The sequence below is a fragment of the Okeania sp. SIO2C9 genome (genome assembly GCF_010672455.1).
In the GTDB taxonomy this organism is placed as follows: Bacteria; Cyanobacteriota; Cyanobacteriia; order Cyanobacteriales; family Microcoleaceae; genus Okeania.
Genome location: NZ_JAAHGO010000026.1, coordinates 86,160 through 100,620, shown reverse-complemented (window position 1 = coordinate 100,620; position 14,461 = coordinate 86,160). Strand labels below are relative to the sequence as shown.

General features: G+C 35.2%; 7 protein-coding genes. 2 read left to right on the top strand and 5 right to left on the bottom strand.

Annotated features, from left to right (window positions below; genetic code table 11):
• Window positions 1-287 precede the first annotated feature (287 nt).
• Window positions 288-431, top strand: coding sequence for a hypothetical protein (locus F6K23_RS20685; RefSeq protein WP_293159302.1), 144 nt, complete (start codon window positions 288-290; stop codon window positions 429-431).
• 546 nt (window positions 432-977) lie between these two features.
• On the opposite strand, the gene F6K23_RS20680 is transcribed toward F6K23_RS20685, so the two are convergent.
• The 5 genes from F6K23_RS20680 to F6K23_RS20660 all read right to left on the bottom strand — a co-directional run bounded on the left by F6K23_RS20680 (window position 978) and on the right by F6K23_RS20660 (window position 11,430).
• Window positions 978-1,163, bottom strand: coding sequence for a hypothetical protein (locus F6K23_RS20680; protein WP_293159300.1), 186 nt, complete (start codon window positions 1,161-1,163; stop codon window positions 978-980).
• Between the two features lie 2 nt (window positions 1,164-1,165).
• Window positions 1,166-3,838 (bottom strand): glucosidase, encoded by a 2,673-nt coding sequence (locus tag F6K23_RS20675; protein WP_293159298.1) that lies wholly within the window; start codon window positions 3,836-3,838, stop codon window positions 1,166-1,168.
• A 302-nt stretch (window positions 3,839-4,140) separates the two neighbouring features.
• Complete coding sequence (locus F6K23_RS20670) at window positions 4,141-8,361, bottom strand: hypothetical protein (protein ID WP_293159296.1); 4,221 nt, start codon at window positions 8,359-8,361, stop codon at window positions 4,141-4,143.
• 417 nt (window positions 8,362-8,778) lie between these two features.
• A complete protein-coding gene (locus tag F6K23_RS20665) occupies window positions 8,779-9,207 on the bottom strand; it encodes a DUF1622 domain-containing protein (protein ID WP_293159294.1) in 429 nt (142 codons plus the stop codon).
• Window positions 9,208-9,690: 483 nt separating this feature from the next.
• Window positions 9,691-11,430 carry an ATP-binding protein gene (locus F6K23_RS20660; RefSeq protein ID WP_293159292.1) on the bottom strand — a complete coding sequence of 580 codons (1,740 nt, stop codon included), beginning with the start codon at window positions 11,428-11,430 and terminating at the stop codon, window positions 9,691-9,693.
• 1,762 nt (window positions 11,431-13,192) lie between these two features.
• Here F6K23_RS20660 and codA point away from each other — a divergent pair.
• Window positions 13,193-14,461 carry a cytosine deaminase gene (gene codA, locus F6K23_RS20655; RefSeq protein ID WP_293159290.1) on the top strand — a complete coding sequence of 423 codons (1,269 nt, stop codon included), beginning with the start codon at window positions 13,193-13,195 and terminating at the stop codon, window positions 14,459-14,461.

Sequence of the window (14,461 nt, the reverse complement as noted above, 5' to 3'; positions counted from 1 at the left end):
GATGGGGAGATGGGGAGATGGGGAGATGGGGGGATGGGGAGATGAGGGGCGAGAAAGTGTGGATAGAATTATACCAATTTGAAAAAAGAATGCTACAAAAAGGTAGAACTTGCTCGGATATGCTTAAAAATAGCTAGTCCAGTTCATTTTAGATAGTTATTTATATTGTTTTTCCATTTTTTTCAATATTTCTCCCTTCTTCCTTCTTTCCTCTTCCTTCTTTCGTACGGACGCCCTTATGCAACGTCCCTACCATTTGTAACAAACATTTATCAAATTGCTATGAGATGGGGGGATGGGGAGATGGGGAGATGGGGAGATGGGGGGATGGGGAGATGAGGGGCGAGAAAGTGTGGATAGAATTATACCAATTTGAAAAAAGAATGCTACAAAAAGGTAGAACTTGCTCGGATATGCTTAAAAATAGCTAGTCCAGTTCATTTTAGATAGTTATTTATATTGTTTTTCCATTTTTTTCAATATTTCTCCCTTCTTCCTTCTTTCCTCTTCCTTCTTTCGTACGGACGCCCTTATGCAACGTCCCTACCATTTGTAACAAACATTTATCAAATTGCTATGAGATGGGGGGATGGGGAGATTTAAGGTGAGAAAGTGTGGATAAAATTATAAACACAGGACCTACGCAAATTCTTAGATAATACGCTATCTGTAGGGAAAAATGCAATTAGCCCCTACTATATATGGTGATTATGCGTAAGTCCTGAAACATATACTGTATAACCGGATTCGGTTGTGCATCAGTAAAGTGTGGGATAAGTAAGTAAGGCTGTAAAAGCACTGTCAAGAGTGAGTTTTTTAGATTTTTGTCGGGAAAAAAGTGCAAATTTTTCAGCCTTTAAGATCAAATCCGTTTAATTGGACATCAAAAAAAATCTCGAATCGTCATCACTAATAAATGTTTGTGATTCTTTCTCCTGCTGAGGAGTTAGGACTGTCTCATGGTTGAGTTAACCAATCTATAACTGTTTAACCGGATTTGAGATCAGACCATAAAAGCTATGATCAGTGGCAGACTTGCACAAAAAGATACAGCTACAGTTATTCCTTCTACTTCCCACCCGGACCACACTTCCCACACTTCCCACACTTCCTTGACGCACTACCCCGGATTCTATATAAGCAGAAATCTCTATTCTAAGCAAAACTAAATTTCACAGACATATTCGCTCCGTTGCTGAATCAACTTTGCTACTAAACCAGTCCAACCAGTCTGATGACTTGCCCCTAAACCTGCGCCATTATCGCCATGAAAATATTCATAAAACAAAATTAAATCTTGCCAGTGGGGGTTATTTTTGAATATTTCTGTGTCACCATAAACCGGAGATTTTCCATTTTCATCTTTGAGGAAAATTTTAATTAGTCTCGCTTCAATTTCTAATGATACTTCCCATAAATTCATCGTCTGACCTGAACCTGTCGGACATTCCACTCGAAAATCTTCACCTAAATAATTATGAAATTTTTGCAGAGATTCTATCATTAAATAATTAATTGGAAACCAGATTGGGCCCCGCCAATTAGAGTTTCCTCCAAACATTTGACTGGTAGATTCGGCAGGTTCATAATCAACTCTATATTCTTCTCCATTAGCATTAAAAATATAGGGATTTTTGGCATGGAAATGAGATAAGGAACGAATACCATAATCGCTGAAAAATTCATTTTCATCTAACATTTTTTCGAGGATTATTCGTAGGCGTTCAGGACTAACAATTGCTAATAAACGTTCTGAGTCAATACCGCAAGCTTCCATACAAGCAATATTAGTACTAAGGTCAATCCTATTTGCCATAAACCATTTTACCCGTTTCTGGAATTTAGGTAATTTTTGTAAAGTTTCTGAGTCAATAATTGCCACAGCAAATAATGGAATTAATCCTACTATTGAACGGATTTTTATATGTATATCTTCTTTATCTGGTTGGTGGAGAACATCATAATAAAAATTATCCGTTTCATCCCAGAGTTGAGTTCCATCTGAACCTAAATGATTCATGGCATCAACTATGTAGAGAAAATGCTCGAAAAATTTACAGGCAATATCTTCATAAACATCATTTTCTTTAGCAAGTTCCAGAGCAATAGTTAACATATCTAGACAGTACATTGCCATCCAACTTGTACCATCTGATTGTTCAATATGTCCTCCGGTTGGTAGCTCTGCACTACGGTCAAATACTCCAATATTATCTAAGCCTAAAAAACCTCCTTCAAACACATTATTTCCCTCAACATCCTTCTGGTTTACCCACCAAGTAAAATTGAGTAAAAGTTTTTGAAATACTCTTTCGAGAAACTTGCGATCGCTACGACCATAAAGTTCTTTTTCTATTTGATAAACTCGCCAAGTTCCCCAAGCATGAACGGGAGGATTTACATCACTAAAATTCCATTCATAAGCTGGTAATTGACCGTTGGCGTGCATATACCATTCTCTGGTTATTAGGTCTAATTGATGTTTGGCAAAATTAGGGTCAACTATTGCTAAAGGTATGGCATGAAATGCTAAATCCCAAACAGCATACCAGGGATATTCCCACTTATCAGGCATGGAAATTATATCGTCATTAAATAGATGAACCCACCCATAATTTCTGATATTTTTACGGTTTTCTGGTACTGGCGCTTGGGTAGGGTCGCCTTTTAGCCATTCTTCAACAATATAATGATAATATTGTTTTGTCCAGAGTAGTCCGGCAAAGGCTTGACGCTGAATATTACGTCGTTCTTCACTCATTTTACAAGGGGAAAGACGCTGATAAAATTCATTTGCTTCTTGAATTCTAGTTTGAAAAGTTTCTTCAAATTCTGTGTCGAAAGGCTGTTTAATTTCTGGGGAGTTAGCAAGTCTTAATTTAACAATTTTAGTTTCTCCAGGTTCTAGTTCGAGACGATAATGTGGAGAAAATTTAGTTCCATACATCTCTGGATTAATGGCATCTTTTTGACCATTAACTAGATAATTATTGATGCCGTCTTTGGTATAAAGAGAATCATTTTTTTCTCCAAATAAGGTTTGTTTATTAGTTTCATTTTCTGTGAAAAATAGTTCCATTGTCTGAGGAAAATAAAACCACCTTTTTCCTAAAGTTGGGTGGTTTGTTTCAATGAGACCAGGATTGATTTTTTTGAGCATAGGTTTTTGGGATTTATTATCCCAAGACCAAGTATTTCTAAACCAAAGAGTGGGCAATAAGTGTAACGTCTTAGTTTCTGAACCTCGATTATTTACTGTAATTTTAATTAAGATATCTTCTGTTGTTGCTTTAGCATATTCAACCAAAACATCAAAATAACGATTTTCTGCAAATATTCCTGTGTCGAGTAGTTCGTATTCTGAAGATTTGCGGTCGCGCTGTTGATTTTCTGCTACTAAGTCAGCATAAGGATAAGTACTTTGAGGATATTTATAAAGTGCCTTCATGTAACTATGACTGGGGGTATTATCTAAGTAAAAATAATATTCTTTAACATCTTCCCCATGATTTCCTTGACTTCCCGTTAAACCAAAAAGTCGTTCCTTGATAATAGGGTCTTCGCCATTCCAGAGAGCGATCGCAAAACACAGTCGTTGATGATTATCTGAAATACCACAAATACCGTCTTCTCCCCATCGATAAGCACGAGAAAGAGATTGTTCGTGGGAAAAGTAATCCCAAGCGGAACCATCTTCGCTATAGTCTTCTCGTACTGTTCCCCATTGTCTTTCGCTCAAGTATGGCCCCCAGCGTCTCCAGTATGCTTCATGGTTGAGGTCTGCTTCTAATCTTTGTTCTTCTTTAGTAGATAGGTTATTGTTTTGAGTATTCATCATAATTAATGTTTCGGAACAGTTAAAAATATAAATATCAATTTATTATAACTTTGCTCAACTATTCTGTAACACAATATCCCGATCATCATTTAACAGATAGGTTATTGTTTTGAGCATTCATCATAATTAATGTTTCGGAACAGTTTAAAATATAAATATCAATTTATTATAATTTTGCTCAACTATTCTGTAACACAATATCCCGATCATCATTTAACAGATAGGTTATTGTTTTGAGCATTCATCATAATTAATATTTCGGAACAGTTTAAAATATCAATATCAATTTATTATAATTTTCCTCAACTATCTGTATCACAATAACTATTTGTATCAATAACGTCAGCTACCCAGTATAGATATCCTAAAGAGACATCTCTATGAGATTGATTAATTCTATTAGCCAACTCTATTACATCAGATAAGTTCATTGTTTCTTCAATTATACCTGCTTTGGATGATTCAGAATTTGGCAAAATATTCTGATGTATTTTTATCATTATTTGCATCGCTATAGTTAAATTTGTTCGCTTTTTTTGTTCAGAAGGTTGTAAATTATTAAAATATTTTTCCATTTCTGCAATTGAATTTAAGGTTGTTTCAAGCAATTCACTCATTGGTTTATAATTTTTTTGAAAGTAAGATTTTAATTCTTCAGAACCTTGTTCATCACGTTCTGGTGGTAGTCTCTGAAAATCTCTGACATGGGATGTTAGCGTCAACAGTTGAGAAAAAGAAGATACCATTTTGTTTACAACTTCGAGGCGCGGTAAATTCCAACTTTCTAATTTCAACTCACCAATAACATTTTTAGGTATAGATTTGAGAACAAAGTTCCACCATTCCAACTTGCTATTATCAGAAGCATTTAGAAAAACAAGTGTTGAAAATCGCCATGCTGTAATACTTGATAGCTTACCTTTTACTAAAGGAATAACTACTATGTAAGGCCAGTTAAATTCTAGTACATATTCTCGCAACTTATTACTTTCAACTTTGTTAATTGCTTGACGTATTGCATTGAGAATTGTTTCTAATGAGTTATAAGTGTTAATTAGATTGTTAGAGTTAACAGTTAAGCAAAGAAATTTTTCCTTTTTCCATAAAATATATTCTGAGATTATGTTAATACTTAGTCCATCTACAGCAGCAGCTTTAAGTTCTTTTTTAAGTTTATTTTGTAGCTCCTTTAGTTTCTTATTTACAAGTTGCTTACATTCTTGTGTAGCATTTTGTAAGTGTTTTTGGCAATGGTGACCAAAGAAGTACCATAAGTTCCAAACTTGTGTAATAATTTCCCTTTCTTGACGTTCTAAAAGTTGTAATGATTCACTTGAAAAGCTGTCAAAAAGATTGCTAAACTCTACTTGAAAAGCTGGCATTTTTTTACAAGCATCTGCCAAATTATATGTAGAAATATGAATTTGATGATGAATATTTATAGCATTTGCGAGTTCTTGGATTTTTGAATTATCTACTTCTCCTAGAAATGGATTTATTGCTATAATCTCCTCCACAGCTTGACTAAAAAATTTCAGTAAAGCAGTTTTATAATCTTCCATGACTTTAAGATAGCTTTTATATTTTTGATGTGCCAATGCTTTTATGTTAAAGTTACTACTTGCGTCTTTTGAAGTATCTTTTTGGTCTGTAATAAATCCCCATTCATCAAAGGCACATCTTGGTAACAAAGGAGGTTTGACGAGGGATTGCTTGCATTTTTCCCAGTTTTTCCAGTCAGCTTTATTACCAAATGAATCTGTTTTTCTTTTCTTTCTAAAATAAATTTCTAAATTTTTTATTAGTAGCTGTAAATTATTAATAATGCTATTTCTCAATTCGATAATTTGAGCGACATAATCCTCCCATGTATCAGGTCTGAAGTCTTGGTCTACAATTGCTTTAAATATGGAATTTAAAAAGACAGGTCGCTCTAGTAGAAAATTTTCTCTGGAAATATCTTTATGTGTTTCATCACCCGTTGGTAGTTCACCTGGCAATATCTGATGTCCGTATCCATAACAAGCATATCTTTCTCTATCAGGAAGTAGTTTTCTAAACAGCCTTACCCTTTCTGTAATCTCATCTACTATTTGTCGATCAAAACCTCGATCTTCTTCGCTCTCCATACTATTGAGCAAATCAATTTCGATCAGAAAATGAGATATTATTTTTTGACCATCATCCTCCCATACGATAGTTTGTGTTGTTTGACGAAAACGGTTGATTAATTCTGAATAATTTGTCTTTAACCAAGCTTTGTATTTTTCTTCAGAGTAATAAAACAAACCTAATGCCATTTCCGCTAAAATTGCCACAGGTAAGTTATTTACCAAAGAGTTAATAGCTACATCAGGTATGCAATTTGGTAAACTGCTGTTACTTGTGGTATAGCCAATCCAAAACATGACTTCTGCTACCGAAAACCAATCTAATTCTGATTCAGGATCGATAGGATATTGTGATTGGCTAGAGAGCCAGGAATTTACTCGTGTAAATAAAGTTTGCTTGTCAGCTTGACGAGTGTGAACAGTTTTTATATATTCTACTCCTTCTTGAGAATAGAAATTACTCAAACTGTGTTGCAGGGAAGTTGATGTACCAGGTCTTACATTTGTAATATCGAAGTCTAAAGTAAAAATCCAGCCACGTCCTACTTTTTGATATACCTCTTGAATTAACTGATGATTAGCTCCTACATACTCTTTGACTCCTAACCATAGTAACGCTCTGATTATCCCAGCGATCGCAACCCATTGTTGTGGCTGATAAGTTTCAAGCTTCTGTATCAACTCCCCACTTTCTTCTTGACGACGTGAGAATGAGTGAAGAAGAAAACTTTCCAGATCGTTTTCAAAGATTATTGGTAGACATCTACTTGCATTTTCACCCCAAGGTGCAAAGGTTGGATCGGTAAGTAGTTCTGTAAGAATAGTAGAGCGGATAGGATGTAAGCCACCAACAAGGGAGCAGTCTTCATTACGTCTGAGTAAATATTCCTCTTCAAGTATTTCAAATGTACGTCTTGGGGTAGGTAAACCTAACTCTTGAATAAGGGGCTTAATTTTTAGTCGCGATTCAAAAGCTGATGCAATAGAAACTAGCCTAAGTAGTTCGAGCGTTGATTCTGGTATCTCACAACGTCCTACTTCATCTTCAATACGGTTGACTTGTTGTTGAAGACGTTCCCTTAAAGAGCTACCTTGAGTTACCAAATAAACAAATTCCATTAGTGGACCTTGATCACCAAACCTAGTCCAAACATCTTCAAAATTCAAAAATTGAGTAGGTCTGGCTGTCTGAGCAAGCCATTCATATATGTCTTCAGCTTCAGTTTGATCGAACTTTAATTCAACACTAGAAAATTGAAGTTCTACACCAGAAACACTTGCTCTGCGAAAGTCTTCTTCTCTAACAGTTACGAGAATGAGGATATTTTTGTGTGTGGATAACTGTTTAACTAGCTCAACCCAACCAATATCATTTGGTGAAACATCTATGTAGACAGCTAAAGGTATACCAATAGCATTAGCATGACCATCTATTGCTCTTGCAATACTAAGTGCTTGTTGTCTACTATCAATTGTTTTAACTTGAAAACGCCATTGATTGGGAAAAAACTCATATAAGTATCTATATGCTAGAGTAGTCTTACCTTGTCCAGATGCACCATGAATAATTACTACTCTGTTGTGCTTAAATTTCTCGTTTATATCTTTGAGCTTATGGAATCTTGGCTTATCCACATCAGCTAAAATATGCTCATATCTAGCTGAAACTCCTCGATAAAATTCACTAGATAACTTGTTTTGCTGCTCTGATTGAATATCTACATCTTCAATTGGTACTATGGAGGTAAACCACTCATTGTGATAGGTCGCACGTTCGGCTAAAAACCTACCCACATCATTTATTTTTTTAATTAATTCTTCTCTAGTAATTTCTGTCTTATTCTCCGCACATTCGTATAACCAATAATTCAATAATTCAAAAGCACAGCTGCAATCTATACCAGTTAAACTTTCTCGTAAGAGTTTATATACTGTTTCTCTGATAGCATCCTCTGTGGTAGGTATCAATGTGATGCAGTCTAATAGCTTCTCAGATTCTACTTTTGATAATCTCCCATAGCTACTTAGTTTTTCGGCAACTTGATTACGTTTATCTCCTTCTGTTTCACAAGCTTGGCATATTTCTCGCCCAATCGGCCCAAAACTGACCACACTTACTTTTAATTCGGAATATTGTTTTAATTCTGCATTAACTCTATAAAAAAAAGAATCTGACTTGTCAGGAGAAAACGTGGATAGTGTAAGCTTGCCAGTATATGCTTTAACTTGAATGATTTCCAGCAAATCTCTCTTGTCATTAAAAATTGCTAAATCTTCCTTTCCTTCTGGTTGAAAAATCAAACCTGAGCTTTTATCAGATTCTAATATTTTTGAAAGTGTATATAACGCTTGGAGTCTATACCCACGGTATGCAGGAGTTGCATCAGAATTATAATAGGATGTTGATGTCATTTAATTTTAATCTTGTAATCAAGTAATATCATGTCCGGATAATTAGTTATAAAAAAACTTTCTCCTTCAACTCCAGTTCTTCCTCTTCCTTCTTTTTTATTCCCTCCTGACTCCTGACTCCTGACTCCTGACTCCTCCGTAGTTATTTATTTATCACTGTTCAACCGGACATGATATAATGTGTAATGGGCGATCGCTAAAGTCAAAGCAAGAACACTGGAAATGGAGCAGAAATTTGGGATATTTCTTCAAAATTGAGAGTAGAACATTTTTATTATACCTAATTATCCGGACATGGTATAACCTTATGGTAGATTAAAAATAGATTGAGTAGATTCATTTTCCAGTAGTAGCGATCGCATCTCTCTCTAGACCATAAATTAAAAATTAAAACCCAATATCATCCTTCTTAAAATTTTATCTATTGAGATTATTTTTTTCTTCCAGTTCTTTCACTTCTTTTTCTAGGAAAAAGTTGAGAAAAGTTCTAATTCCAGCAATTGCTGCTAACCTTCCAATATCACTCCAATTTGGAGATATGGCAGTTCCTACTATATCAGCAGCTAAGAGAAATTCTAAAGCTAGAACTAGGGAGATACCTAATTCAAGTCTGATTGTTCCATCTTGTGCAAAAAGCCTCTTGTTTTTCCGTCTTTTCCACATTTGTGCTAGTGCTTTTAGCACTGCAAAAGCAATAATAAAAACAGCAACTGCTTCAATAAAAATCTTCAGAATAAGGACAAACTCATCTAAAAAATTCTCAGCTAATTCTATTAAATTTATAGCTATAGTCAGGGAATAGGGAATATTGAATAGGGAATAGTGAGATAAAATTATTGATTTCATATCTTGAATTAATTTAATTAAAACTTTTGATGATCAGAGAATAGGGAATAGGGAATAGTGAGATAAAATTATTGATTTCATATCTTGAATTAATCAGGACTTACGCAAAAAAGGAAATTTTACCGAAGAATTAATTATTAATTATTAATTATTAAATAATTCTGGTTTAAAGTCTCCCTTTTTAAGGAGAAAAAAGCGGTTGAGGGATGGCGAGGTCCCCTCGCCATATCCAATCAACCAAGAGAAGAAATAATATTTCCTTATATTCAATTCCGTAACGGTTTTAACCAGAGGTAATTATCAATTATCCACGATCAATTATCAATTAATGAAAGTACCGACAGTACCAAAGAAATACTGAAATTATCAATACTATTCTCCAATATTTCCTCTTTTCCTCCTTTCTTCCCTACTGACTCCTGACTCCTGACTCCTGACTCCTAAATAATTAAGATTAATATCATACACGCGCTTCAGCAACACCTAAAACCCAATATCATCCAGAGCAACCTGAGCTGCTTCATATAATTCTTCATCAGACACATATCGCCAGTCTGTATCTCCAATTTCCTGATAAAAAGTCTGGTCATAAGCGCGAGTTTGAATAACTACTGGCATCGGTACCGCATGACCTAATACCAAAGCTTGTTGTTTAGAATCCAACTTTGCCAATACAGACCGTAAACTATGACCGCCAGAAACTCCTGTGAAAATAGAATCTATATCCTTATCATCATTTAATAAAGCTGTAATTCTTGTACCAATTTGAGACATAACCTCCGCATCTATCCCAGAAGGTCGCTGGTCTACTACCAATAAAGTCACAAAATATTTCCGCATTTCTCTAGCTATTGTACCAAAAATAGTTGAACGTACTATTGCAGGGTCGAGAAAACGGTGAGCTTCCTCAATAGTTATGACTAATGGTTGAGGGCGATCGCTTGGATTTTTAGAACTCAAAAATTTATCAGCTTTCCGTACATAACTATTATGAATTCTACGAGTAATCATATTAGCAGCTAACATATAAGAAAGCATATTTGACTGGGAACCAAATTCAATAATAACGTGTTTACCAGCATCCAAAGATTCTAAAATTTCCTCAATATAATTATTAGTATTTTTTTTCTGCATATATTTCAGATTATCCAGTCGCAATAACTTTCTTTGTAAAGACATTATTGAACCTTTGTGACCCCTTTTCTCATCACAAAATGTTTGGATATCTTCATTAGTCATTTCCAGTAATTGAGAAATCCAAGATTTACCAAATTCACTTCTCAGAATATTTGCACTATCAATACTTGCCTCAGATAAATTTAATTCCCGTTGCACCAACCCAATATCTTCCACCTCAATTTGGTTATAACTTAAATACAATTCTCGTGCATCTCGCACCCCTCTACGTTTAGTAGCTTCTGGATCGAGAGTCCAAAGTTCCACTCGTTCTGGAAACAATTGTTTTAAACCTTTTACCGTATTAACTTGTTTTCCTTCCGCCATTGCTTCCCAACCATATTCAGAGTGCATATCAAAAATTAAATTTACAGCAGCTCCTTTACGAATAATTCCAGATAAAAGTAAACGAGTCAGAAAAGACTTACCTGTTCCTGACTTCCCAAAAATGCCATTACTCCGTTCTACAAATCTATCTAAATCTAAACAAACAGGTACATCCATATCAATAGGTTTACCTACAGCAAAATTGCGCCGACTCTGGTCATCTTCCCTACCAAAAACCAGACTAAAATCTCTCTCACTTGCGTCAAATACTTGGGAAAAATGACTCGGAATAGTTTTCACTGGCATTAATTTAATTTCAGCACTGGTTTGAGCTTCAAAAGATGCTAAATTTTCTATAGATTGAGATTTTTTCTTATTGCTATTATCGTTATTAGCATTGAAATATACTGGGGACTTTTCTGAAGAGATAATTAACATCAACATTGGTGCAAGTTCGATCGTGCCGTAAGTACTACCTCCAGCTAAAACAGATTGTAAAAAATCATCTGTAGGTAAGGGAGGGTTAATCATTATTCGTTCGCTGGATGTTCCTAATAAAACATCAGTTAGCATACAAAAAAAGTGGGCGCGTACTCCTTTTACGACCAAAAATTTACCAACCCGCATATCTTCTACTAATATGTCTGGATGTAGTCGTACTTCTAATCCTTGACTGAGAGAACCTTGAATTACTGAGCCTAATGGTTTTTCAAAATCCATATAAATTACTTAATTACTTGAGAATGCTATATCAAGTTATACCATTTTTATTAGCTAAAGAAGAAGGCTTTAGTTATCTAGAACAGAAGACTTAAAAGTTAGAAAAACTTAAATTTCCTATAGATATTCACCCTAACTTTTACACAAAAGCAATTCAAATTGTCAATTATTTATCCCTGTTCCCTGTTTCCTGTTATTTCTTTTCTGGAGATGTTTACTAGACATCTGGTACAAATCAAAAATAAAATCAATTCTCACACATAAATTATCAATTATTTCTCCCTACTGCCTACTACCTACTGCCTACTACCTCTTTTCTGGAGATGTCTATTTGAGAAATGATATCATGTCCGAAGGCAATCGTTTGTGTAAAAGTTGGCGTGGATATTTGCAGGAAATTTAAGTTTTTTTCTTGCCTTCCGGAGCTGTTGCCTGTTGCCTGTTGCCTATTTACTATACAAGACCGATGCTACTGGAGATGATATGACTCAGCATTGATGGTAGATATTCCTGCACATAACTTTTCCGGCGTTGCTGATTTGAGGTATGATATCATTCAGGATAATATCAAATCCGTTTAATTCGGTATAAAAAAATGTTCAATCTTCAACCATTACCAAATCTTTCTAGATATCCCCATCTCCTCATCTCCCCATCTAATTACACCGATGCTACCGGATTTGATATAAGAGGGCGAGCAAAAAACTTTCTCCTTCTACTGAGGGTTTCTTATTCTTTCTTCCCTCCTGACTTCTAAGTAATTAGGATTAATATCATGTCCGAAGGCAATCGTTTGTGTAAAAGTTAGCGTGGATATCTACAGGAAATTTAAGTTTTTTTCTTGCCTTCCGGAGCTGTTGCCTTCCGGAGCTGTTGTCTATTTACTATACAAGACCGATGCTACCGGACATGATATAATATCATACACGCGCTTCAGCAACGCCACTTTTCCAAGTATTTTCACAAGGCAGTTCATTTTTCAACAAAGCCATAATTACAGCGGTTTTCCTGCACGGTAGACCACAGTAGGGATTCCATGAAACGTCCCTACAGGGCGCGTGATTGTGACGATGTGGTTCATCAATATGAAAAGCGCTTTCAACAATTAATAATGAATAATTAATAATTAATAATTACCTCTCCTTGAAAAGAAATTGAAGAGGATTGACAAATTCATGAAAATTTTTTTTCACAGGAGTCGATTGGATATGGCGAGGAGACCTCGCCATCCCATCCTAGGTCATGCTGCGCAAACGACCGCTTATTATCCCCTATCCAAGGGGAGGCACATACCCACAATTTTTCGGTAATTATTAGATATCTGGTGAAAAAGATATCAACTTTTTACAAGAGTAGGGAACAGGGAACAGCGGTGCGACCCCGCGTTGGCGACAGACGCATCTGGGAGCGCACTCCTGTGAGGGAACAGGGAACAGGGAATAGATTTTCACACCAAAGATACGAAAAATGATTTTGTAAGTTACTATTACAACTCTAACTTATCTTAGGGACTTCCAAATAAAAAATTATCCCATTAGCTATTAAAGTAAGGCAGTAGGCAGGCAGTAGGGAATAAATTGAAAAAGTAAGGGAGTAGAGAGTAGCTAGTTAACGATCTAAGTAAAAAAATTGGGATAATTTATTTTCTGCTATTCCCTTAAATAAAAAGCAAGTTTATTTTCTGGAGATATCTATTAATTGTTGACCCTTCCATGATAAAATTCAAATTACTGACTCCTAATTTTTTAACTACCAAAACTTCATGTCTGACAAAAATTATGAATTAATTCTGCGAAACAGTCGCTTATTGCAACCAACTCAACAAACAGAAATAGTAGATATTGCCATTGATGACAGTAAAATTGTTGCTATCTCTGGGAATATTCCAGCTTTTGCGTACCAAGAACTCGATCTTCAGGGAAAATTAGTCAGTCCACCATTTGTAGAATCTCACATTCATCTAGATTCTGCTCTCACTGCCGGAGAACCACGCTGGAATCAAAGTGGTACATTATTTGAGGGTATAGAAATTTGGGGCGATCGTAAGCAAGAGTTGACACTAGAAGATGTGAAAAAACGTGCTATTGACACTCTTAAACTCCAAGCTATACAAGGAGTATTATTTGTTAGATCCCACATCGATGTTAGTGAACCAAAACTAACAGCATTACAAGCACTTTTAGAAGTAAAAGAAATTGTCAAAGATTGGATGAATTTACAAATAGTTGCTTTTCCCCAAGATGGTATTTATAGTAAAGATGAAAACCTCTCACTTTTAGAAAAAGCTTTACAATTAGGAGTGGATGGTGTGGGTGGAATTCCTCATTATGAATTCACGAGGGAAGATGGGGTAAAATCTGTGCGTAAAATTTTTGAATTGGCAGAAAAATATGACTGTTTTATCGATATTCATTGTGATGAAATAGATGACGATCAATCACGTTTTTTAGAAGTGGTTGCTGCTTGTGCAATTAGGACAGGTTTAACTTCACAAGTGACTGCTAGTCATACTACTGCTTTTGGTTCTTATAATAATGCTTATGCTTTGAAATTAATGAGTTTATTAGAGAGGTCTAAAATTAATTTTATTGCTAATCCTTTAATTAATATTACTCTTCAAGGTCGTACTGATACTTATCCTAAAAGACGGGGTGTGACGCGAGTTAAGGAGTTATGGGAACGAGGACTAAATGTTAGTTTTGGCCATGATTGTGTGCAAGACCCTTGGTATAGTTTGGGTACTGGTAGTATGTTAGATGTGGCTTATATGGGCGTACATATATGTCAGATGACTGGAATGGCAGAAATTGATGCTTGTTATCAAATGGTTACTTGGAATGGTGCGAAAACTTTAGATGTAGAAGATAGGTATGGAATTAAGGTAGGAAATCCAGGCAATTTGATAGTTTTAGATGCGGATAGTTGTTTTAATGCAGTTAGGAAACGTGCTACTGTAAAATATGTATTTTGTCAGGGTAAATTATTGGCAGAGACTATTCCGAAAACAATTAAATTTACTTCTTTTACTTAA